At 70.8% G+C, this 21,225-nt stretch carries 21 protein-coding genes; 4 read left to right on the top strand and 17 right to left on the bottom strand.

All coding sequences use genetic code 11. The features are described from left to right. Nucleotides 1-134: 134 nt before the first annotated feature. From xylA to BLA60_RS38145, 7 genes are all read right to left on the bottom strand, one after another. Nucleotides 135-1,292 (bottom strand): xylose isomerase, encoded by a 1,158-nt coding sequence (gene xylA, locus BLA60_RS38175; RefSeq protein ID WP_075137967.1) that lies wholly within the window; start codon nucleotides 1,290-1,292, stop codon nucleotides 135-137. 127 nt (nucleotides 1,293-1,419) lie between these two features. Continuing rightward, nucleotides 1,420-2,580, bottom strand: coding sequence for a Gfo/Idh/MocA family protein (locus BLA60_RS38170; protein WP_075137966.1), 1,161 nt, complete (start codon nucleotides 2,578-2,580; stop codon nucleotides 1,420-1,422). Between the two features lie 64 nt (nucleotides 2,581-2,644). Then, nucleotides 2,645-3,700 (bottom strand): substrate-binding domain-containing protein, encoded by a 1,056-nt coding sequence (locus BLA60_RS38165; RefSeq protein WP_075137965.1) that lies wholly within the window; start codon nucleotides 3,698-3,700, stop codon nucleotides 2,645-2,647. 55 nt (nucleotides 3,701-3,755) lie between these two features. Next, nucleotides 3,756-4,778: an ABC transporter permease gene (locus BLA60_RS38160; protein WP_075137964.1), complete on the bottom strand. Its 1,023-nt coding sequence runs from the start codon at nucleotides 4,776-4,778 to the stop codon at nucleotides 3,756-3,758. A gap of 75 nt (nucleotides 4,779-4,853) precedes the next feature. After that, the gene (locus tag BLA60_RS38155; protein ID WP_075137972.1) at nucleotides 4,854-6,344 is read right to left on the bottom strand and encodes a sugar ABC transporter ATP-binding protein; all 1,491 of its coding nucleotides are present in this window, start codon (nucleotides 6,342-6,344) and stop codon (nucleotides 4,854-4,856) included. A gap of 38 nt (nucleotides 6,345-6,382) precedes the next feature. Next, nucleotides 6,383-7,579 carry an ROK family transcriptional regulator gene (locus BLA60_RS38150; protein ID WP_245812446.1) on the bottom strand — a complete coding sequence of 399 codons (1,197 nt, stop codon included), beginning with the start codon at nucleotides 7,577-7,579 and terminating at the stop codon, nucleotides 6,383-6,385. A 754-nt stretch (nucleotides 7,580-8,333) separates the two neighbouring features. Further along, on the bottom strand, nucleotides 8,334-9,533 hold the full coding sequence (locus BLA60_RS38145; protein ID WP_075137962.1) for an ROK family transcriptional regulator: 1,200 nt from the start codon (nucleotides 9,531-9,533) through the stop codon (nucleotides 8,334-8,336). A gap of 139 nt (nucleotides 9,534-9,672) precedes the next feature. On the opposite strand from BLA60_RS38145, the gene BLA60_RS38140 reads away from it, so the two are divergent. Then, nucleotides 9,673-9,870, top strand: a complete 198-nt coding sequence (locus BLA60_RS38140; protein WP_075137961.1) for a YegP family protein — start codon at nucleotides 9,673-9,675, stop codon at nucleotides 9,868-9,870. 144 nt (nucleotides 9,871-10,014) lie between these two features. After that, nucleotides 10,015-11,355, top strand: coding sequence for a D-alanyl-D-alanine carboxypeptidase family protein (locus BLA60_RS38135; protein ID WP_075137960.1), 1,341 nt, complete (start codon nucleotides 10,015-10,017; stop codon nucleotides 11,353-11,355). On the opposite strand, the gene BLA60_RS38130 is transcribed toward BLA60_RS38135, so the two are convergent. The 5 genes from BLA60_RS38130 to BLA60_RS38110 form a co-directional block, all read right to left on the bottom strand. Beyond that, nucleotides 11,288-11,587 carry a hypothetical protein gene (locus BLA60_RS38130; RefSeq protein WP_075137959.1) on the bottom strand — a complete coding sequence of 100 codons (300 nt, stop codon included), beginning with the start codon at nucleotides 11,585-11,587 and terminating at the stop codon, nucleotides 11,288-11,290. The two genes, BLA60_RS38135 and BLA60_RS38130, sit on opposite strands and share 68 nt — an antisense overlap. 9 nt (nucleotides 11,588-11,596) lie before the next feature. Beyond that, nucleotides 11,597-12,622 (bottom strand): inner membrane protein YhjD, encoded by a 1,026-nt coding sequence (gene yhjD / locus BLA60_RS38125; RefSeq protein ID WP_075137958.1) that lies wholly within the window; start codon nucleotides 12,620-12,622, stop codon nucleotides 11,597-11,599. Between the two features lie 62 nt (nucleotides 12,623-12,684). Further along, nucleotides 12,685-13,719, bottom strand: a complete 1,035-nt coding sequence (trpS, locus tag BLA60_RS38120) for a tryptophan--tRNA ligase (RefSeq protein ID WP_075137957.1) — start codon at nucleotides 13,717-13,719, stop codon at nucleotides 12,685-12,687. Between the two features lie 29 nt (nucleotides 13,720-13,748). Continuing rightward, nucleotides 13,749-14,126, bottom strand: a complete 378-nt coding sequence (locus BLA60_RS38115) for a hypothetical protein (protein WP_084735989.1) — start codon at nucleotides 14,124-14,126, stop codon at nucleotides 13,749-13,751. A 206-nt stretch (nucleotides 14,127-14,332) separates the two neighbouring features. After that, nucleotides 14,333-14,971, bottom strand: a complete 639-nt coding sequence (locus BLA60_RS38110) for an HD domain-containing protein (protein WP_075137955.1) — start codon at nucleotides 14,969-14,971, stop codon at nucleotides 14,333-14,335. Nucleotides 14,972-15,025: 54 nt separating this feature from the next. Between BLA60_RS38110 and BLA60_RS38105 the strand changes: the two genes are divergently transcribed. Further along, nucleotides 15,026-15,781, top strand: coding sequence for an MBL fold metallo-hydrolase (locus BLA60_RS38105; RefSeq protein WP_075137954.1), 756 nt, complete (start codon nucleotides 15,026-15,028; stop codon nucleotides 15,779-15,781). 62 nt (nucleotides 15,782-15,843) lie between these two features. Next, nucleotides 15,844-16,389: a carboxymuconolactone decarboxylase family protein gene (locus BLA60_RS38100; RefSeq protein WP_075137953.1), complete on the top strand. Its 546-nt coding sequence runs from the start codon at nucleotides 15,844-15,846 to the stop codon at nucleotides 16,387-16,389. A gap of 19 nt (nucleotides 16,390-16,408) precedes the next feature. On the opposite strand, the gene BLA60_RS38095 is transcribed toward BLA60_RS38100, so the two are convergent. From BLA60_RS38095 to BLA60_RS38075, 5 genes are all read right to left on the bottom strand, one after another. Beyond that, nucleotides 16,409-17,470: a cobalamin-independent methionine synthase II family protein gene (locus BLA60_RS38095; protein ID WP_075137952.1), complete on the bottom strand. Its 1,062-nt coding sequence runs from the start codon at nucleotides 17,468-17,470 to the stop codon at nucleotides 16,409-16,411. Nucleotides 17,471-17,548: 78 nt separating this feature from the next. Continuing rightward, complete coding sequence (locus BLA60_RS38090; RefSeq protein WP_075137951.1) at nucleotides 17,549-17,902, bottom strand: SH3 domain-containing protein; 354 nt, start codon at nucleotides 17,900-17,902, stop codon at nucleotides 17,549-17,551. A gap of 179 nt (nucleotides 17,903-18,081) precedes the next feature. Next, nucleotides 18,082-19,299: an NADP-dependent isocitrate dehydrogenase gene (locus BLA60_RS38085; protein ID WP_075137950.1), complete on the bottom strand. Its 1,218-nt coding sequence runs from the start codon at nucleotides 19,297-19,299 to the stop codon at nucleotides 18,082-18,084. An 86-nt stretch (nucleotides 19,300-19,385) separates the two neighbouring features. After that, on the bottom strand, nucleotides 19,386-20,555 hold the full coding sequence (locus BLA60_RS38080; protein ID WP_075137971.1) for a serine hydrolase domain-containing protein: 1,170 nt from the start codon (nucleotides 20,553-20,555) through the stop codon (nucleotides 19,386-19,388). 75 nt (nucleotides 20,556-20,630) lie between these two features. Beyond that, nucleotides 20,631-21,197 (bottom strand): GNAT family N-acetyltransferase, encoded by a 567-nt coding sequence (locus tag BLA60_RS38075; RefSeq protein WP_075137949.1) that lies wholly within the window; start codon nucleotides 21,195-21,197, stop codon nucleotides 20,631-20,633. Between the last annotated feature and the right edge of the window lie 28 nt (nucleotides 21,198-21,225).

Here is a 21,225-nt window from a genome sequence, read left to right as displayed (position 1 = left end):
TTACTCGGGCTGATCCCTAACACTGGTACTTTTCTCCTCGTTCTCACCGAAATGGGAACCGCGTAAGGGACGAACTCCTTTCCGTGACGCGGCGTCGCCCGACGTGCCGGTCAGGCGACGCCGCCACAAACTGTTCAGCGGATGCCGTACAGGTGTTCCAGCGCCAGCTGGTCGAGGTGTTCCACGCCCGCGCCCCGCGCGGACGCCTCGGCCAGGTCGAACTCCTCGGCGCGCAGGTCGGCCAGCGACTCGCCCTCGCCGAGGGTGGGGACCGCGAGCTGGTCGACCCGGGCGGCCGCCAGCGCCTCGGTCACCTCGGGGTCGGCGCGGAAGGCCCGCGCCTTCTCCGCGAGGATCAGGTAGTTGCGCATGCACGCCCGCGCCGAGGACCACACGCCGTCCTCGCCCTCGGTGCGCGCCGGTTTGAAGTCGAAGTGCCTCGGGCCGTCGTAGCCGCCGCGCTCCAACAGGTCCACCAGCAGGAACGCGCTCTTGACGTCCCCGTTGCCGAACCGGAAGTCCTGGTCGTAGCGCGGGCCGTTCTGCCCGTTGAGGTCGATGTGGAACAGCTTGCCGTGCCACAGCGCCTGCGCGTAGCCGTGCACCACCGACATGCCGGCCATCTGCTCGTGGCCGACCTCCGGGTTCAGGCCGACCCGGTCGGGCTCGTCGAGCTCGTTGATGAACGCGATGGCGTGCCCGATGGTCGGCAGGAAGATGTCGCCGCGCGGCTCGTTGGGCTTGGGCTCCAGCGCGAACCGGATGTCGTAGCCCTGCTCGCGGACGTAGGCGCACAGCAGGTCCAGCGCCTCCTTGTACCGGTCGAGCGCGGCGGCGACGTCCTTGGCGGCGGCGGACTCCGAGCCTTCCCGGCCACCCCACAGGACATACGTCGTCGCGCCGAGCTCGGCGGCCAGGTCGAGGTTGCGCAGGATCTTGCGCAGCGCGAACCGGCGCACGTCGCGGTCGTTGGCGGTCAGCGCGCCTTCCTTGAACACCGGGTGGGCGAACAGGTTGGTGGTGGCCATCGGCACCACCAGCCCGGTGTTGTCCAGCGCCTTGCGGAAACTGGTGATCCGGTTGGCCCGCAGCGTGTCGTCGGCGCCGAACGGGATCAGGTCGTCGTCGTGGAAGGTGACGCCGTAGGCGCCGAGCTCGGCGAGCTTGTCCACGGCGTAGGCCGGGTCCATCGGTTCGCGGGTGGCCACCCCGAACGGGTCGACCCCCTGCCAGCCCACCGTCCACAGCCCGAAGCTGAACCGATCGGCCTTCGTCGGCCGGTAGTCGTTCATCGTTCCGCCTCCCCGGAATTAACCCGTGTGGTCACCTTGGGTTCACACACTCCTGTTCCGCACGCACCGGTGGCTGGCTCACGTCCCGTTCCCCTAAGGTGCGGTTGGCTGCCACGCGAATTGGGCATCAGGACGCACCTCCCGGGATGTCGGTCCAGGTGGAACGGTCGTTCGCGCTCTGTTCGACGGCGGCCAGTACTCGCTGCACCCGCAGGCCGTCGGCGAACGACGGGGACGGGTCGACGCCCTCGGCGATGGCCCGCACGAAGTCCACGACCTCGTGGGTGAAGGTGTGCTCGTAGCCGAGGATGTGGCCCGGCGGCCACCACGCGCCGACGTAGGGGTGGGTCGGCTCGGTCACCAGGATCCGGCGGAAGCCCGCCGCGTCGCCCTCGGCGCCGTCGTAGAACGACAGCTCGTTCATCGACTCGAAGTCGAACGCCAGGCTGCCCTTGGACCCGTTGACCTCCACCCGCATGCCGTTCTTGCGCCCCAACGCGAAGCGGGTCGCCTCGTAGCTGGCGACCGCCCCGCCGGCGAACCGGCCGAGGAACAGCGCGGCGTCGTCGACGGTGACGTCGTCGAGCCCACCCCCGTCCTCGGTCGGCCGCCGGTGCACGAACGTGTTGGTGACCGCCGACACCCCGGTCAGCGGCTCGCCGACCAGGTACTGGGTGGCGTCCACCAGGTGCGCGCCGAGGTCGCCGAGCGCTCCCGAACCGGCCGTGTCCTTGCGCAGCCGCCAGGTCATCGGCGCCTGCTCGTCGGACAGCCAGTCCTGCAGGTACACCGCGCGCACGTGCCGCACGGTGCCGATCCGGCCGTCGGTGATCAGCTTGCGCGCGTAGGCGATCGCCGGCACCCGCCGGTAGTTGAACGCCACCATCGACCGCACGCCTTTGGCCGAGGCGTCGGCGGCGGCCTCGGCCATCCGCTCGGCCTCCTCGACGGTGTTCGCCAGCGGCTTCTCACACAGCACGTGCTTGCCGGCGGCGAGGGCCGCGATGGCGATCTCGGCGTGCGAGTCGCCCGGCGTGCAGATGTCCACCACCTGCACGTCGGGCGAGTTGACCAGCTCGCGCCAGTCGGTCTGCACGCTGGCCCAGCCGAACTTGGCCGCGGCTGCCTTCGTTCGGCCGAGATCACGGCCGCCGAGGACGGCAAGATGGGGAACCACCGGCAGGTCGAAGAACCGATGCGCCGAACGCCACGCGTGTGAGTGCACCGCACCCATGAACGCGTGGCCGACCATCCCGACCCCGATCGTGCCCCCGCTGCCCTCTGTCATCGCACACCCTCCGTTGTCGTTCGCACTGCACTCGCCTTGGGACCCCGCCCTGGTCGGACCTGGGTCAGGAGTCGAAACCGACGTCGGCGTAGTCGTCGACGTTCTCCTTGGTCACCACGGCCGAGTACGCGGTCAGGAACGCGGGGATCTCGTGCTCGGCGAAGTCGGCCACACCCTTGTTCTGGCCGAGCAGCCGGGCGAGCGAGATCGCGGTGGAGGCCATCGACGGGTTGTAGAGCACGGTCGCCTTGATGACCGAGCTGTCCGCCTTGATCAGGTCCATCATGTTCTTCGAGCCGGCGCCGCCGACCATGATGAACTCGTCACGGCCGGCGTTCTCGATCGCGGCCATCACACCGATGCCCTGGTCGTCGTCGTGGTTCCACAGCGCGTCCAGCTTCGGGTTGCCCTGCAACAGGTTGGTCGTCTGCCGCTCGCCGGTCTCCACCGTGAACTCGGCGGCCACCCGGGGGCCGAGCTTGAGCCCGGCGCGCTCCAGCGCGTCCTTGAAGCCCTTGCTGCGTTCCTGGGTCAGCGGAAGGTTGTCGAGCCCGGCCACCTCGCCGATGATCGGGTTCGCGACGTTCTTCGCCTTCATCTGCTCGGCGATGTAGTTGCCGGCGTTGACGCCCATCCGGTAGTTGTCGCCACCGACCCAGCAGCGGTAGGCCAGCGGGGTGCTGAAGATCCGGTCCAGGTTGATCACCGGGATGCCCGCGTCCATGACCTCCAGGGCCGTGGCGGTGAGCGCGGTGCCGTCGTGCGGCAGGATCACCAGCACGTCGACACCGCTGCTGACCAGGCTCTCCACGTGCGCGATCTGCTGGTTGACGTCGTTGGTGCCCTCGGTGGCCTCCAGCGTGACGTCCTCGAACGCCTCCGCCTGGGCCTGCGCGTTCTTGGTGATCGCGGCGATCCAGCCGTGGTCGGCGGCCGGGGCGGAGAAGCCGATGGTGACTTCCTTGCCCGGCTTGGCGTTGTCCTCGCCGCCTTGGGCGACCTGGTTTCCGTTGTTGGCCTCGGCCGGCTCGTTGGACGTGCAGCCGACGACCAGTGCGCCCGCGCCGAGCGCGGAGGCGCCGAGAAGGAATCGGCGACGGGCCAGGGACGGGTCGGTCATGGTGGGGTACTCCCTTGTACTGTCCGGAAAAACGGGGTTCGGGGGTTGGTCGGCGTCAGGTTTTTCGGTTGCGGGTGGTGCCGTACTGCAACAGCACCGCGACGATGATGATCACGCCCTTGGCGATGTTCTGGACGTCGGTCTGCAGGTTGTTCTGGGTGAAGATGCTGTTCACCACGGTGAAGATCAGCACGCCGATGAGCGTGCCGATCAGCGTGCCCCGGCCGCCGGAGAGCAACGTGCCGCCGATGACGACCGCGGCGATCGCGTCCAGCTCGTAGAACATGCCGTTGGTCGAGGAACCCGATGTCGTGCGGGCGACGACCATGATGGCGGCGATACCGCAGCACAGCCCGGCGATGCCGTACACCAGCGCCGTGTGCAGCTTGACGTTGATCCCGGCCAGCCGCGCGGCCTCGGCGTTGCCGCCGATCGCGAACGTCCGCCGACCGAAGGTCGTGCGGTTGAGCACGACCCACCCGATCGCGAACACCACCGCCAGCATCCAGATCAGCACCGGGATGCCGAGGATGTCGCCGCGGAAGAACTCGTTGTAGGAGGTGACCGAGACCGTCTGGGTCTCCCGGTTGGACAGCCGCTCGGCCAACCCGCGCGCCGACGCGTACATCGCCAGCGTCGCGATGAACGGCACCACCCGCCCGTAGGCGATCAGCACTCCGTTGACCAACCCCGCGCCGAGGCCGACGGCCAACGCGCAGAGCACCATGACGAACATGCCCATTTCCTGGGTCGCGTAGGTCGTCATCCACACGCTGGCCAACGCCACCATCGACCCGACCGACAGGTCGATCCCCGCGGCGATGATCACGAACGTCATGCCGACGCTGACCACACCGATCGCCGCGGCCAACCGCAGCATCGAGGACACGTTGCTCTCGGAGAGGAAACTGTCCGGCTTGAGGAAGTAGCCGACCGCGCAGAGCACGACCAGCACCCCGAGCAGGCTCGCCAGCCGGATGTCCACCCGGAACCGCCCCGACGCCGCCATCGGCTGGGCCGGCGCGGCCTCCCGCTCGGTCTCCTCCGCCGGCGAGGCCTTCTCGCCTACGTCACTCATGTGTCTCCTGTTCGCTGCGCGAAGTCCCTAACACGCGATGTTCCTGTTCGCCTCGCGACGCTCCGCTCGCGGCGCTCACAGGACCACCTCGCTGCCTTCCATGACCATGTCGAGCACCGCCGCCTCGGTGAGCTCGTTCGCCGGCGCCTCGGTGAGCAGCCGACCTTCCCGCATGACCAGCACCCGGTCGGACAGACCGAGCACCTCGGGGACCTCGCTGGACACCAGCACCACGGCGACCCCGCTCGCCGCCAGCTCGTGGATCAGCCCGTACAGCTCGGCGCGCGCGCCGACGTCCACGCCCCGGGTCGGCTCGTCGAGCAGCAGCAGCGTGCACTCGCGCACCAGCCAGCGCGCGACGACGACCTTCTGCTGGTTGCCGCCGGAGAACGTGCGGACCTCGCGGCGCGGGTCCGGCGGGCGCAGGTCGAGGCGTTCGAGCATCTCCCGGGAGACGCGGTACTCGCGGGCCAGGTCGCTGAACCCGCCGCGGCTGAATGCCGGCAGGCTCGCCAGGATCACGTTGCTGGCCACCGCCTGGTCCAGCAGCAGCGCCTGGCTCTTGCGTTCCTCAGGGGCCAGGCCCACCCCGGCGGCCACCGCGGCGGTGACGCTGCCGTTGCGCAGCCGGCGCCCGTTGACGGTGACCGTCCCGGCGTCGGCCCGGCGCGCGCCGAACACGGTCTCCAGCACCTCGCTGCGCCCGGCGCCCACCAGCCCGGCGATGCCGACGATCTCGCCGGCGCGCACGGTGAAGCTCACGTCGGAGAACTCGCCGGCCCTGGTCAGGCCCTCGACCGCGAGCACCTCGTCGGTGACGTCGGTGGTGTTGGCCTCGCGGTGCGGGAACACGGTCTCGACCTGCCGGCCGGACATCAGGTTGACCAGCTCGGAGGTCGGGGTGTCGGCGGCGAGGTTGGTCCCCACCGTCCGCCCGTCCTTGAGCACCGTGACCCGGTGCCCGATGCGGCGGATCTCCTCCAGCCGGTGGGAGATGTAGACGACGGCGACGCCCTCGGCGGTGAGGTCGGCGACCACCCGGAACAGGTTGTCGACCTCGTCGGCGGCCAGCGCGGCGGTCGGCTCGTCCATGATGATCAGCCGGGCGTCGTGGGCCAGCGCCCTGGCCATCGACACGAGCTGCTGGCCGGCGGCCGAGAGCAGCCCGACCTCCCGGCCGGGCGGGATCTCCGGGTGTCCCAGCCGGCGCATCAGCTCCCTGGCCCGGGCGCGCATCAACCCCCGCCGGGCGAAACCCAGGGTGTGCGGCTCGTGCCCGAGGAAGATGTTCTCGGCGACCGACAGCCCTTCGACCAGGTCCAGTTCCTGGTACATGGTGGCGACACCGATGCGCAGCGCGGCGTCGGGCGAGCTGAACCTCGCCGGCCGGTCCAGCCAGCGGATCTCGCCCTCGTCGGGCTGGTGGGCGCCGGAGAGGACCTTGATCAGGGTGGACTTGCCGGCGCCGTTCTGGCCGAGCAGGCAGTGCACCTCACCGGCGCGGACCTCCAGGTCCACACCGTCCAGTGCCCGCACACCCGGGAAGGTCTTGACGATCCCGGACATGGTGAGCAGAACCTCGCCGGGTTCGTTCACGGGTTCCTTCAAGCCGGCGCCTCCTCGTCCTCTGGCTGGTTCAGCGGTACAACGGTCGGGTCGTCGAGCACCCGGCGCAACGCGGCCAGCGCCCCACCGGTCGTCGAGGCGGTGAACCCGAGGCGGGAGCCGACCACCCGCGCCCCACCGGCTCCCGGGGCCAGCACCCCGGCGACGACCTGGTTGCGGATCGGTTCGACCAGCCACTCGGGCAGCGCGGCGAAGTACCCGCCGAGCACGACCACGGCCGGGTTGAGCAGGTTCACCAGGATCGACACGCCCACCCCGAGCGCCGACCCGATCTGGTGGAGGGCGTCGAGCGTGCGCTGGTCGCGTTGGGCGGCGCGGGCGCGCACCATCCGCATCCGCTGGTCGAGGTCGAGGGTGGGGTCGCGCACCGGGTCGTCCGGATCCGCGCACGCGTGCAGCAGGGCGCCGAGCCCGACCCGCGTCTCCCAGCAGCCCCGGCGCCCGCAGGAGCAGTAGGGGCCGAGCGGGTCCATCCCCATGTGCCCGATCTCGCCGGCGAACCCGATCGAGCCCCGGACCAGCCGGCCGCCGGAGATGACACCGCCGCCGATCCCGAAGTCGCCGGTCAGGTAGACGAGGTCGGTGACCGGGTCGCCGCTCTCCCCGTTCATCGCGGCCTGCTCGGCCATGGCGCCGAGGTTGGCGTCGTTGTCCACCGAGATGAGGTCCAACGGCAGGCCGGTGCGGGCCGCGAGCTCATCGGCCACCGCGACGTCGCGCCAGCGCAGCCGAGGCGCGAGCGTCACGGTCCCCGCGCTGGTGTCGACCAGGCCCGGGACCGAGACCGTGACCCCGACCGGTGGGCCGACGAGCCCGTCCACCTCGGCCAACGCCGCCGTGGCCAGCTCGGCCAGATGGTCGATGGTCCGCTCCGGCCCCAGGGCGGGCACGTCACAGACGAACCGCCGCCGAAAGACGATGTCGCCGGCGAGATCGGTGACGGCGGCCCCCACGTGCCCCACGTGAACGTCGAGCCCCACCCCCGACACGCTCGTGGGCCGCAGGGCCACGAGTTGCCCCGGTCGCCCCTGCCCCCCGGCGGAGATGCCGGCCGAGTGCACGAGCCCCCGCAGTTCGAGGTCGCTGACCAGGCTGGAGACCGTGGCCTTGGACAGCCCGGAACGCACCGCGAGCTGTGCTCGGGAGAGCGCGCCGTGCTCCCGGAGGGTACGCACGAGCAGCGCGAGGTTCCCTCGACGCAGACCAGCCTGGTCCGCAGGGCGGCTGTGGCCCACCGGCGCTCCACTTCGTTGAGTGCCCGATCGAAAGTCGGTGCTTCAACTCACAGGGAAGCGTCTCCTAGGGCCATCGGGGGACGCAATACCCCGATTGGCGCAACATCTGGATCGATCTTTTGAACCTTATCGGCAAAAGTTGTGCTGGTTCGGTGGTGAAGTGGGCTGGTTGGGAGCCGGTAGCGCAGACCGGACATACCCGCACGTCCTGGGCTTTGAGGGCACGCCGTGGTCGCCACGGTGTCGGTCGGTCGCGGGTTCGTCGGCGGGGCGGGACCGTGGGGTGCTTGCGGGCGGGTCGAGTCGCGGGTCGCGGGGCGCGAGTCGCGGGGCGCGGCGGACCCAGCGCCTCCCGGCCACGGCCACAGCCCCCAACGGACCAACACAGGCCAAACCCCCCACAACAGAGCCCTCGCCCACCCGGGTCTGGCGGTGGACACCGCCAGGGGCAGGGCGCAGCCCTGCCCCTCAAGGCCCTGCCTCAGGGCGGCGGAGGCTCACGGGTCAAGAGGCCCACAGGTGAACACGAACCCAGACAAAGCCCAGTTCAGGGCCTCTTGAAGCGTGAGTGGCCGCCCGTAAAATCCACCGCCAGACCCGGGCAAGACAGGCAAACCCCACCACCCACACCACCAGGGAAACCCACAACCCACACCCCACGAACCCACAACCCCCGCAGGACACCCCACACCACTCAGTTGGTGGCGAAAGCCCGATCGGTAGCCGACCACGCCGCCCCGGTCACCCCCGCCAACTCGCCCAGCTCGGACAGGACGATCGGCAGGTTCCCGGTGGCCAGCGGCAACGACCGCCGGTACACCGAGCTGCGCACCTCAGCCAGCAGCGGATGCCCCAGTCGCGACACCCCGCCCCCGATCACGACCATCCCCGGGTTCAGGAAGCTGACCAGCGACGCCACCACGTGTCCCAGCCGTCGCCCGCCTTCGCGGACGAGGTTCGCGGCGGCGAAGTCGCCGGCGACGGCCGCTTCGCCCACGTCCTGGGCGGTCAGTCGGCCGCCGTTCTCCAGTGCTTCGGCGAGCATGGCCGATCGGCCGGAGCGGGCGAGGGTCAGGGCGTCGCGGGCGAGGGCGCCGCCGCCGAAGTAGGCCTCCAGGCAGCCGACCTCGCCGCAGGCGCAGGCCGGGCCGTAGTCGTCGAGGCGGATGTGGCCGATGTCGCCGGCGGTTCCGGCGACGCCTCGGTAGACGCGGCCGCCCAGGACGATGCCGCAGCCGATGCCGGTGCCCACCTTGACGAAGATCAGGTCGTCGAGGGAACGGGCGACGCCGGCGTGGCGCTCGCCCAGGGCCATCACGTTCACGTCGTTGTCGACCGTGACGGGGCAGCCCCAGATGCCGGCCAGTTCGTCGCGCACGGGGTAGCGGTCCCAGCCGGGCATGATCGGCGGCGCCACGGGCATGCCGTCGCGGAAGCTGACCGGGCCGGGCAGGCCGATGCCGGCGCCGACGAGGCGGCCGGGGGCCTTGTCCAACACCCTGCCGGCCAGTTCGACGACGAGACCGAGGACCGGTGCCGGGCCCATGCGGACCTCGCAGTCCTCGCTCTGGCTGGCCAGCACCTCGCATCTGCCGTCGGTGATGGCGACGTTGACCGAGGTGGCACCGACGTCCGCCGCCACGAACCGGAGGTCGTCGGCCAGGTGGACGAGGGTCGAGCGGCGGCCGCCCCGGCTCGCGGCCGGGCCGCCGATCTCGACCAGACCCGTGTCCACCAGGCGCGACAACTCGCCGGCGAGTTTCGCGCGCGGCAGTTCCAGCCGTTCGCCGAGGGCGACCCTCGACATCGGACCCTCGTCGCGGAGCAGCGCCAGCAGTCGCGACTGCTGGCGGGATCGGGCCCCTGGCTGCTGTCCGGCACCTTGCGCATTCATGGCCGTCTCCCTGCGGAACTGTTTCTCGTCCAATTTATCCCTAGCGGGGCAATCGCCGACGTAAACTTCAGCCTCCCCGCGTCCCCGGTCCCCCCTTGGCCGCGGTGTGCAGTGTCACTTCTATCCGATGGAGTTGAGCATGGCGGCGAAGTTCGAGATCTACACCGACGCCCGTGGTGAGTTCCGTTTTCGGCTCAAGGCCGGCAACGGCGAGATCGTCGCGACCGGTGAGGGCTACAAGAGCAAGGACGGCGTGCTCAAGGGTGTCGACGCGGTGAAGCGGGCCGCCGCCGACGCGCAGATCGACGACAAGACCGGTGACAAGGCCAACGCCTAGTAACTCGAAAGAGTTCACCCGAAGGGGGCCTATCGGCGGGCGGAAACACCATGCGCGCCGGTCAGGCCCCCTTCGTGTTGCCCCCGCCCATCGGTGGAGGGTCCGGCGCGAGGCGCAGCGGCCGCTGGCCTTAGGCTGACCCCCGTGCGCCACGCAACCGTCAGGTTCGTTCCCGCCTTCGTCGTGTCGCTGCTCGCCCTGGTCATCGCCGCACTGGTCACCCCAACGGTGGCCTCGGCCCGACCGGGTCAGGCGCGCGAGGCCCAGCCGGAGACCGACACGCAGCAAGGCGCGTGCCACGCCCGCCAGCTGCCGCCGCCGCCCATCGACACGTCGGAGGAGCCGCTGCCGGGCAGTCCCAGCCCCGAGCCCCTGCCGATCCCGGATGACCCGGTCGGTGGCGCTCGAATGGGGGATTGCGGCATCGTCCGACCGGATGATGGCCCCGCGCCGCCCGACGGGATCAACGCGGCCACGTGGGTCATCTCCGACCTGGACACCGGCGACGTGCTGGCCGCCAAGGACCCGCACGCGCGCGAGCGCCCGGCCTCGCTGATCAAGAGCCTGCTGGCCATCGTGGTGATCCGCGAACTGAGCCCGGAGACCACGGTCACCGGCACGCAGGAGGACGCCAACCAGGAGGGCACCCGGGTCGGCATCGGCCCCGGCGGCAAGTACACCGTCGACCAACTCCTCAAGGCGCTGATCATGCGCTCGGGCAACGACGCCGCGTACGCGCTGGCCCGCACCCTGGGCGGCGTGGACGTCGCGCTGGAGAAGATGAACTCGGTCGCCCACGAACTCGGCGCGCTGGACACCCGGGCCGCCACCCCCTCCGGGCTCGACGGCCCCGGCATGATGACCTCGGCCTACGACCAGAGCCTCATCTTCCGCGCGGCCATGGACTACGAGGAGTTCGCCGAGGCCGCCCGGACCAAGTCGATGACCTTCCCCGGCCACAGCGGCAAGGCCGGCTTCGAGATCTGGAACGACAACCGCCTGCTGGGCACCTACGACGGCTTCCTCGGCGGCAAGACCGGCTTCACCGACGACGCCCGGCACACCTACGTCGGCGGCGCCGAGCGCGACGGCCGCACGCTCGCGGTCGTGCTGCTGCGCGGCGAGCGCAACCCCGACCCGATGTCCGAGCAGGGCCGCAAGCTCCTCGACTACGGCTTCGGCCTCGCCTCGGCCGGGACCAAGCCCGTCGGTCAGCTCGTGGACAAGGCGCCGGAGGTCCAGCCCAAGCCCGACGCCGACGCCGGCGACGAGGGTGACGGCAACGACGGCACCGGCAACGCCATCCGCAACCCGGCACAGGAGCCGGGGTCCCAGCAGGCGCAGGCCGACACCGAGCGCTCCGCGTTCGGCAACGTCGGTCTCCCGCTCGCGGGGCTGGCCGCCGTCGCGGTCCTGGTCACGATGGCGATGTGGCTGCGTCGCCGCCGCGCCCGGCTGGCCCGCGCGAACCGCGACTCGGGCTGACCGCCCGCTCCTCGGCCCGCAACCACAGCGCCGAGGCGACGGCGGTGAACCCGGCGAAGAGCACCAGCGTCCCCGGCCACGACAGGCCGAACACCCAGGCCAGGGCGACGGCGCCGGTCAGCAGCGCCCAGGCGCCGATCACCCAGCGTGGCAGACGGCGGTAGGTGAGCAGGATCGCCAGCCCCGGCAGGATGACGAGCGCGATCCGCCAGTACTCACCGTGCGGTGCCATCCCGCGACCTTACGACCGGGCGTTGCCGCGCCGCCAGAGGTAGCCGAGCAGGGCACCGGCGCCGACCAACGGCAGGGCGTCGCGCAGGCCGGGCAGGCGGCGCACCCGCACCGACGGGCGGATCACCGCCGGTGGCGGCGGTTGCGGCACCTCGACGCGGGCGTTCTCGCGGGCCGTGGCCGTCCACGCGGTGATGAACAACAGGAACCGGGACACCAGGTTCGCGAACAACAACAGACCGATGATCGGGCCGAACACCGACCCCGCCGGTGTTTCCAGCACGATTCCCAGATAGACGGTGAAGACCTGTTTCAGCACCTCGAAACCCACGGCGGCGGCCACCGCGCCCTTCACCGCCGAGCGCACGCCGACCTTCTCCCTCGGCAGCCGGGAAAGCACCCACAGAAAGACCACCCAGTTCGCGAACAATCCGAGCACGACCGACCCGACGGCGAGCAGGAACGACGCCCACGGGTCCTCGTCCAGACCGACCAGGCCCAGCAGCCACGAGCCGAGACCGCCGCCGGCGGCGGTGAGCCCGAACGACACGACCAGCGCCAGGCCAAGGCCCAGCAACGACAACAGGTCCGAGGCCGCCGTCCGCAGGAACGGCCGCTGCCGGTGCTCCTGGCCCCACTGCGCGGTCAGCGCGTCCCGCAGGTTGCTCATCCAGCCCAGGCCGGAGTACACGGCGGCCAGCAGGCCGATGATCCCGACGGTGTTGCGCTGCTTGATCGAGGCGTCGATGACCTCGTTGATCGTCGGGCTCAGGCCGCTGGGCACGGCCTCGGTGATGCTCTCCTTGAGTTCGGTGAGCTGCTGGGCGTTGCCGGCGAGCACGAACCCGGCGACGGCGAACGCGATCATCAGCAGCGGGAAGATCGACAGCACGCTGAAGTACGTGATGGCCGCCGCGTAGTGGTTGCCGTTGCGTTCGCCGTACGCGCCGCCGGCCCGGACCAGGTGGTCCAGCCACGACCGGCGCGCCCGCTGGCGGGTCAGGAACGAGTCGTTGTCTGCCTCGGGGTCTCCCACGGGCAAACGCTATCCCGGGGTCCCGTGCCCCGCAGAGCAAACGGCGGATCCACCGGCGCGGCTCAGCCGCCGACCGGCGCGACGAACCCCAGCTTGTCGTAGGTCCTGGCCAGCGTCACCGAGGTGACCGCGCGGGCCCGCTCGGCGCCCCTGGCGAGGATCTTGTCCAGCTCGGCGGTGTCGTCGAGGTAGCCGCGCACCCGCTCCTGGATGGGCGTCACGAACTCGACCAGCACCTCGCCGACGGCCTTCTTCAGGTCGCCGTAGCCCTTGCCGGCGAACTCGTCGGCCAGCGCGGCCAGCGGGCGGTCGGCCAGTGCCGAGTAGATCACCAGCAGGTTGGACACGCCCGGCTTGTTCTCCGGGTCGTAGACGATCTCCCGGCCGGTGTCGGTGACCGCCGAGCGGATCTTCTTCATCGACACCCTGGGGTCGTCGAGCAGCTCGATGATCCCGCCAGGCGAGGAGGAGGACTTGCTCATCTTCGACCCCGGGTCCTGCAGGTCGTAGATCTTGGCGGCGTCCTTGAGGATGTAGGGCTCCGGCAGGCGGAAGGTGCGCCCGTAGCGGGAGTTGAACCGCTGCGCCAGGTCGCGGGTCAGCTCCAGGTGCTGGCGCTGGTCCTCGCCGACCGGCACGAACGCCGCCTGGTAGGCCAGGATGTCGGCGGCCTGCAACGCCGGGTAGCCGAACAGGCCCAGGCTGATCCGCTCGGCCTGCTGCTTGGCCGACTTGTCCTTGAACTGGGTCATCCGGCTGGCCTCGCCGAACCCGGTCAGGCACTGCATGACCCAGCCGAGCTGGGCGTGCTCGGGGACGTGGCTCTGCACGAACAGCGTGGACCGGTCGGGGTCGATGCCCAGCGCGAGCAGCTGCGCGGCCGACACCCGGGTGCGCTTGCGCAGCAGCTTGGGGTCGTGCTCGACGGTGATCGCGTGCAGGTCGACGACGCAGTAGAAGGCGTCGTGGTCGTCCTGCATGGTGACCCACTGGCGCAGCGCGCCCAGGTAGTTCCCCAGGTGGAACGAGTCTGCGGTCGGCTGGATCCCGGACAGGACCCGGGGACGCTGTTCTGCTTGGGTCGACACGTCCGGAATTCTCCCAGAGCCGCGACCGCCGCCCGGCGTCAGCCCACGCGCTCGCCGGCGGCCCGCTGGGGTGCGGCGGCGGTGTCCAGCACGGGCAGCGTGCCGGTGGCGTCAACCGGAAGGGTGACGGTTGCTGTGGTGACGGCGCCGGTGGCGGCGGCGGTGACCACGCGGCGGCGGTGCCGCAGCAGGCCGATGACCAGGCCGCCGAACCCGAGGACGACCGCGCCGATGCCGACCGGGCCGAGCAGCCCGAAGGAGACACTGGTCGCGGCGACGTCGTCCTCGGCGACCGGGGCCGCGGCGGCGCCCTGCGCCGCGACGACCAGCGCGGTGGGGACCAGGACCAGGACAAGAACCAGCTTGCTCGTCGTCGCCGCCGTGCGGGCAGCGACCGAACCAACTCGGTTGCGCACTGGTGCGCCTCCTGCGCTCATCACCGTCGTAGTACCCCCGATAGGGGGTGCTTGGGGGCTGATACCTACGGACCGTCGCACCTTGTGCGGGGTGCGTTAGCCCGATCGGTACTGCGCGAGGGACTGTAGCCCCTCTGGAGAGAGACGTCACGCGTGGGGCCGAGGTTCACCCGACTTTCGCCGGTGGCCGAAACCGGCGCCGCTGGTCAGGGCGCCGGGCGGATCCAGCCCTGCCGCTCGCCCTCGTCGATGATCGACTTCGCCACCTCGCCGAGGGTCGCCGAGGCCTCCCCGACGCTGGACGTGCGGGTCCGGACGTCCAGCGCGGTGACGCCCGGCGTCCGCCACGTCCCGCCCCGGGCCATCCAGTTCAGCAGCATCGGCTGGAGCCGGTCCATCGCCTTGGCGAACCGCGCCTCGGGCGTGCGCCGGGCCTCGAACTCGTCCCACAGCTCGCGCAGCAGCCCGGCCTGGTCGTCGGGCAGCAGCCCGAACAGGCGCCCGGCCGCCTCCTGCTCACGGGCGGCCTGGGTCAGCGCGCCCTCCTGGTCGTAGAGCGGGGTGTCGCCGGCGTAGATCTCGACCAGGTCGTGCACCACCACCAGCCGCATGGTCCGCCCGACGTCGATCGGCTCGTCGGCGTACTCGGCGAGCAGGATCACCATCAGCGCGAGGTGCCAGGAGTGCTCGGCGTCGTTCTCCCGGCGCCGCGCGGCGGCCAGCGGCGACTGCCGCAGCACGGTCTTGAGCCGGTCGACCTCGATCAGGAAGCCCAGTTGGGCGGCGAGCCGCTCGTCGAACGCGGCGGGCAGCGGGTTGGTCTCGGTGAGCAGCGCGTCGTCCACGCCCGGACCCTCTCAACCCCGCCGACCGGCGGGCAACGTGATTAGAGTCGGCCCATGCCGCACGGACAGCTCACGGTGCTCGGCAGCTGCGCGGCCTGGCCGGAGCCCGGCCGTGCGTGCAGCGGCCTGCTGGTCGAGTACGACGGGGTCCGGCTCGTGCTCGACCTGGGGTTCGCCACCCTGCCCCGGCTGCTGGCGCACTGCCCGGACGGTGACGTCGACGGGGTCGTGATCACCCACGCGCACAGCGACCACTGCGTCGACCTCAACGGGCTGCTGCGGGTGCGCCACCACGGCGGGCGCGCGTCCGACCGGATCCCGCTGCTGTGCCCGCCGCCGGTCGCCGCGCTGGTCGACGGGCTGGAGCACCGGCCGAGGCTGGCCGAGCTGTTCGACGTGCGGGCGCTGCCCGGCACCCACCGGGTCGGGCCGTTCCAGGTCACCGGGCTGCCGCTGCCCCACCACGTGCCGGCCTGCGGTGTGCGGCTGGTGGCCGGCGACCTGGTGGTGGCCTACTCCGGCGACACCGGCCCGCACGAGAACCTGGTCGAACTCGGCCTGCGCGCGGACCTGTTCGTCGTCGAGGCGACGCTGGCCGGCGGGCGGACCGACGAGCACCTGCTCTCCGCGCGCCAGGCCGGCCGGTGGGCGAGTGCGGCCGGGGCGCGGCGACTGATGCTGACCCACTTCTGGCCGGGCAGCGACCGCGCGGCGGCGGTCGAGCAGGCCCGCGAGACCTTCGCCGGGGAGGTCATCGCCGCCGAGGAGGGCCTGACGGTGGAACTCGGCACTGGGCACCGGATGAGTTGAACCGCCGGCCGCCGGCCGCGAATGCTGGGAGCACAGCGAAAACCGACGAGCGGAGTAACCCGATGGCGCACATCGAGCTGGGCGTGGACGAGAACCGGTTCCCCGGGATCAACGGGCCGATGGCCTACCGCCCGGAGACCGGCAAGCCCCTGTCCGAGCTGGCCGAGGTCCTGCTGCGCGGGCCGCACACGCTCAGCGCCGGTGAGCGCGAGCTGATCGCGGCCTACGTCTCCGGTCTCAACGAGTGCACGTTCTGTGCCACGTCGCACTCGGCGTTCGCCGCCGCGCAGCTCGACGAGGGCAGGTCGCTGGTCGACCAGGTGCGCGCGAACCCGGACACCGCGCCGGTGTCGGACAAGCTGCGCGCGTTGCTGGCGATCGCCGGCGCGGTCCAGCAGGACGGCCGCAAGGTCACCACGGCGCTGGTCGACGCCGCCCGCGAGACCGGCGCGACCGACCTGGAGATCCACGACACGGTGCTGATCGCCGCCGCGTTCTGCATGTACAACCGCTACGTCGACGGGCTGGGCACGCTGGCGCCGGACAACCCGAACGTCTACGCGCAAGCCGCGCAGCGCATCATCGAGCAGGGCTACCTGGCCCGGTAGCCCCGCCCGACGCGCACGCTCAGGCCCCGAGTTCCTGGCCGGCCAGCTCGGTGCCGGCCACCCTGGCCTGGATCTTGGCGAAGGCGAGGTCCCGCGAGGTCGACGTGTCGTCGGCGAAGGGCGAGAACCCGCAGTCGTCGCAGGTGCCGAGGCGGTCGACCGGCAGGTGGCGCGCCGCGACCAGGACGCGGTCGCGCACCTGCTCTGCGGTCTCGACGACCGGGTCGATCGGGTCGATCACGCCGACGAAGATCTGTTGGTCGGGCCGGGAGTGCTCGGCGACGACGGCCAGGACCTTCTCCGGGTCGGGTTCGCTGGCGAGCTGGAGGTAGACGCGGCCGACGTTGAGGGTGAACAGCTCGGGCAGCAGCCCGGTGTAGTCGACGTCGAGGCTGTGCGCGGAGTCCTGGTCGCCGCCGGGGCAGGTGTGCACGCCGATCCTGGCCCGCTCGTCGGCGGAGAAGCGGTCCAGGACGGTGTTGTTGAGCTGGACGAACTCGCGCAGCACGCCGCCGGAGGGGTCGAGCTTGAGGGAGAGCCGGCCCTCGGTGAAGTCCAGTTGCACCGAGTCGGCCCCGGCGTCCAGGCACTGCCGGATGTCCTGCTCGGCCTGGTCGATCAGGTCGGCGAGGAACGCCTCGCGCGGGTAGCCGTCGATGCCGTCGGCCGGGTAGAGCAGGCTCAGCGCCGAGGGCGCGATGACCGCCTGCTTCACCGGCACGGTGGCCAGCTCGCGGGCCTTGGTCAGGTACGACACGGCGAACGTGCCGTAGCGGAACGGGCCGCCGGTGAGCCGGGGCAGCTGGCGGGTGTGGCCGTCGGCGAACGGGATGACCACGCCGTCGGCGGCGAGCGGGACGCCGTCGAGCGGGTAGGTCACGAAGCTCGGCTTGCGTTGTTCGCCGTCGGTGACCACCGGTGAGCCGGCCGCCTCCAGACGCTGGATCGTGTCGGCCGTCGCGCGATCGGTGAGCACGTCCAGATCAGCCTGGCTGATGCGGCCAGCGGCCAGTTCCGCCAGGCCGTTCAGCAGTTCTGGCGGGCGGGGAAGGCTGCCGATGGGTTCGGTGGGAATGGGCATGCGTCACCGTATCCACGGTGATCACCCGCTCGCGTCACCTCAAAGGGTGATCACTAATGGACGAACGGTGACGAGAATTCAGCCGCAGTCGCGGCCCTCGACGGTCTTGAGGAATTCGACCGAGACCCAGCGGTCGTCGGTGAGTTTGCGGAAGCCGTTCTCCACGACCTTGTCCGCGTCGGCCTCCTCGCCCTGGGCGAGCTGGTCGACGACGTTGGCTCCTGCCCGGGGTTCCGCCCGGACGTTCAGTCCATCCACAGTGGACTCCACGCGGCACTGCGCGGCACTCGACGCCGGCTGCGCGCCACCGGACTCGCCGGCGTCGGCGGCACGTTGCTCGGAACCCTGCACGTAGACGATCCACAGGCCGATGCCGATCGCCAACGCGATCAGCGTGCGCTTGAGGCTCCACTTCACCTTCAGGAACTTCATGGACCCGCTCCCAACACATGAGGTCGTCAGCGCCTGTTCCCCAGATATAACCCAGGCCGCTCAGGTTGGGAACGAGCCGTGCTGGGAACCACTCGGCTGGTCGAGTCGGTGCACGTGCAGACGCACGAAACGGCGCCCACCGAGTGGTGGACGCCGCCTGGTGCGACAGGCCGAAACGCTCAGCCGGCCATCTTCTTGCTCAGGTTCTCGTCGAGCGTGGCCAGGAACTCCTCGGTGGTCTGGAACGGCTGGTCCTTGCCGACCAGCAACGCCAGGTCCTTGGTCATCTTCCCGCTCTCGACGGTCTCGATGATCACGTTCTCCAGCGTGTGCGCGAAGCCGGAGACCTCGGGCGTGCCGTCCTGCTTGCCGCGCGCGTCCAGGCCACGGGTCCAGGCGAAGATCGACGCGATCGGGTTGGTCGAGGTCGGCTTGCCGGCCTGGTGCTGGCGGTAGTGCCTGGTCACCGTGCCGTGCGCGGCCTCGGCCTCGACCTTGCCGTCCGGGGTCATCAGCACCGAGGTCATCAGACCCAGCGAGCCGAAGCCCTGCGCGACGGTGTCCGACTGCACGTCACCGTCGTAGTTCTTGCAGGCCCAGACGTAGCCGCCCTCCCACTTGAGCGCGGCGGCGACCATGTCGTCGATCAGCCGGTGCTCGTAGGTGATGCCCTTGGCGTCGAAGTCGGCCTTGAACTCGGCGTCGAAGATCTCCTGGAACACGTCCTTGAACATGCCGTCGTAGGCCTTGAGGATCGTGTTCTTGGTCGACATGTACACCGGGTACTGGCGGTCGAGGCCGTAGCGCAGCGACGCGCGCGCGAAGTCCTCGATCGACTTGCGGTAGTTGTACATGCCGACGGCGACGCCGCCGCCCTCCGGGAAGTTGGCGACCTCGAACTCCATCGGCTCACCGCCGTCGGCCGGCGTGTAGCTCATGGTCAGGGTTCCTGGGCCGGGCACCTTGAAGTCGGTGGCCTTGTACTGGTCCCCGTGCGCGTGGCGGCCGATGATGATCGGCTTGGTCCAGCCGGGGACCAGACGCGGGATGTTGGAGATCACGATCGGCTCGCGGAAGATCACGCCACCGAGGATGTTGCGGATGGTGCCGTTGGGGCTGCGCCACATCTTCTTCAGGCCGAACTCCTCGACCCGCGCCTCGTCCGGGGTGATGGTGGCGCACTTGACGCCGACCCCGTGCTTGGCGATGGCGTTCGCCGCGTCCACGGTGACCTGGTCGTCGGTGGCGTCCCGGTGCTCGATGCCCAGGTCGTAGTAGTCCAGGTTGACGTCCAGGTACGGGTGGATCAGCTTGTCCTTGATGAACTGCCAGATGATGCGGGTCATCTCGTCGCCGTCAAGCTCGACGACCGTCCCCTGGACCTTGATCTTGGCCATGTGCCGGGATGCTCCTCTCGCGTCTTCCTCGCGCGCCTGTTACCTGCGTAGCCCCCTCAAACGGTACACGCGTACTGCTATTGGGGTCAGGTCAGCCCCGTGACCGCCGCGATGATCCGCTGGGTGATCTTCGGCTGTTCCGCGCCGCCCATGTGCAGCGTGTTGACCGAGAACACGACCCGCCGGGACAGGTCGCGGGTGGCGGCCACACCGTTGTTGTAGCCGGGCCGGTCACCGGTCTTGCCCCAGTACTCGTACGGGCCGACCACATAACGGCCGAGGCCGAGGCCGTAGGTCGCCGGCTGGTCGTTGGCCGGGTCCTCGTCGCCGTCGTAGGTCGGCACGTCCGGCACGTCGAACAGCAGCGCGGTCTGCGCCGGCGGCAGCAGCCGGCCCGACATCAGCGCGGTCAGCACCCGGTCCAGGTCGGGGGCGTTGGAGACGATCTCGGCGGCGGCCCACTGGAACGACGGGTTGGCGTCGGTGATGTCGACGAACCGGTCGCCGACCTGCTCGTAGCCGCGCGCGTGCGGCCCGTGCAGGTGCGGGTCGGTGCCCGGGACGGTGGTCGCCGACAGCCGCAGCGGACGGATCACCGCCGAGCGCACCGCCTCGCCGTACGGGCGGCCGGTGACCCGCTCGATGACCGCGCCGAGCACCAGGTAGTCGATGTTGCCGTAGTGCTGGCGGGTCCCCGGCGCGAACAGCGGGTCGCGGCCGGTGAACGCCAGGTCGAGCAGCTCGTCGGGGGTCCAGGTGCGGAAGCGGTTGGCCAGGAACCAGGTGGGGTCCTTGTGGTCGATGTCGATGCCGGGCAGGCCCGAGGTGTAGTTCATCAGCTGGCGCACGGTGATCGGCGGGTAGTGCGCCGGCAGCCGGCCGGGCAGGTAGCTCTGCACGGTCCGGTCGAGGTCCAGGCGACCGTCGGCGACCAGGCGCAGCGCGGCCGTGGCGGTGAACGTCTTGGTGATGCTGCCGACGCGGAACCGGCCCTGCCAGGGGACCTTCGCGCCGGTGTGGACGTTCGCCACGCCGGAGGTCTCCCGCCAGGTGCCGAACTCGCCGTGCAGGACGACGATCGCGCCGCTGGCCTCCGCGTCGGGCAGGCCGGCGATCGCGGCGCGCACGGCCGCGCGGTCGACGGGTGGAAGCTGCGGCGAGGCCGCCGACGCGGCCGCCGACGAGGTGCCCGCGGTCGCGGTGACCGTCATCAGGGCGGCCACGCCCAGGGTGGTGAGTTTCTGCCAGGTTCTCATGATCAGCAACTCAAGCAGCGCCGCGCGCGCGGGCCATCCGGAACGACCCCGACACCGCCCTGGAACCGACCCTGGTCAGACCCGGGGTCGGGCGGCCCATTCCTCGGCGAGCATGGCGAACACGACCTCGTCGGTCCACTCACCCTTGACCAGCTCGTTGCGCACGAAGTGCGCCTCGCGGCGCAGGCCGAGGCCGGCCATCAGCCGGGCCGAGGCGGTGTTGCGGCCGTCGCAGCGGCCGACGATCCGGTGCAGGCCCAGCCCGTCGAAGCCCAGCGCCAGCATCTCCACCGCCGCCTCGCGGGCGTAGCCCCGGCCGTGGTGGGCGGGATCGAACACGAACCCGAACTCGCCCTGGCGGTGCTGCTCGGAGATCCAGCCCAGGTTGACCTCGCCGGCCAGCGCGCCGCTCTCGCGCACCACGACGGCCAGCACGAGGATGTCGCCGGCCCGTTCCAGCGTGGTGACCGCGCGGCGGCGGGCCAGCACGTCGGCGGTCGCCGCGCGGTCGCGCGGGTCGTTGTAGAGGTAGCGGGCGACCTCGGGCAGCCGCTGGTAGGCGTACAGGGCGTCGAGGTCGTGGGCGGCGAAGGGACGCAGGGTCAGGCGGGCGGTCTCGATCGGGTAGTCAGGTCGCAGCACACCGGACAACCTATGTCGGGCGGGGGGA

The sequence above is a fragment of the Actinophytocola xinjiangensis genome, from assembly GCF_001921215.1.
Classification (GTDB): Bacteria; Actinomycetota; Actinomycetes; order Mycobacteriales; family Pseudonocardiaceae; genus Actinophytocola; species Actinophytocola xinjiangensis.
Note: the sequence above shows the minus strand (reverse complement) of the source record. Positions and strands in the feature narration are given on the sequence as shown.

Bases quoted from the DNA above. Each gene is read 5' to 3' on its own strand.
- xylA (WP_075137967.1), bottom strand. From the start codon at position 1,292: ATGAACGACTACCGGCCGACGAAGGCCGATCGGTTCAGCTTCGGGCTG.
- BLA60_RS38140 (WP_075137961.1), top strand. From the start codon at position 9,673: ATGGCGGCGAAGTTCGAGATCTACACCGACGCCCGTGGTGAGTTCCGT.
- BLA60_RS38100 (WP_075137953.1), top strand. From the start codon at position 15,844: ATGGCGCACATCGAGCTGGGCGTGGACGAGAACCGGTTCCCCGGGATC.
- BLA60_RS38090 (WP_075137951.1), bottom strand. From the start codon at position 17,902: ATGAAGTTCCTGAAGGTGAAGTGGAGCCTCAAGCGCACGCTGATCGCG.
- BLA60_RS38080 (WP_075137971.1), bottom strand. From the start codon at position 20,555: ATGAGAACCTGGCAGAAACTCACCACCCTGGGCGTGGCCGCCCTGATG.
- BLA60_RS38155 (WP_075137972.1), bottom strand. From the start codon at position 6,344: ATGTCCGGGATCGTCAAGACCTTCCCGGGTGTGCGGGCACTGGACGGT.
- BLA60_RS38165 (WP_075137965.1), bottom strand. From the start codon at position 3,700: ATGACCGACCCGTCCCTGGCCCGTCGCCGATTCCTTCTCGGCGCCTCC.
- BLA60_RS38085 (WP_075137950.1), bottom strand. From the start codon at position 19,299: ATGGCCAAGATCAAGGTCCAGGGGACGGTCGTCGAGCTTGACGGCGAC.
- BLA60_RS38130 (WP_075137959.1), bottom strand. From the start codon at position 11,587: ATGGCACCGCACGGTGAGTACTGGCGGATCGCGCTCGTCATCCTGCCG.
- BLA60_RS38095 (WP_075137952.1), bottom strand. From the start codon at position 17,470: ATGCCCATTCCCACCGAACCCATCGGCAGCCTTCCCCGCCCGCCAGAA.
- BLA60_RS38170 (WP_075137966.1), bottom strand. From the start codon at position 2,580: ATGACAGAGGGCAGCGGGGGCACGATCGGGGTCGGGATGGTCGGCCAC.
- BLA60_RS38105 (WP_075137954.1), top strand. From the start codon at position 15,026: ATGCCGCACGGACAGCTCACGGTGCTCGGCAGCTGCGCGGCCTGGCCG.
- BLA60_RS38145 (WP_075137962.1), bottom strand. From the start codon at position 9,533: ATGAATGCGCAAGGTGCCGGACAGCAGCCAGGGGCCCGATCCCGCCAG.
- BLA60_RS38160 (WP_075137964.1), bottom strand. From the start codon at position 4,778: ATGAGTGACGTAGGCGAGAAGGCCTCGCCGGCGGAGGAGACCGAGCGG.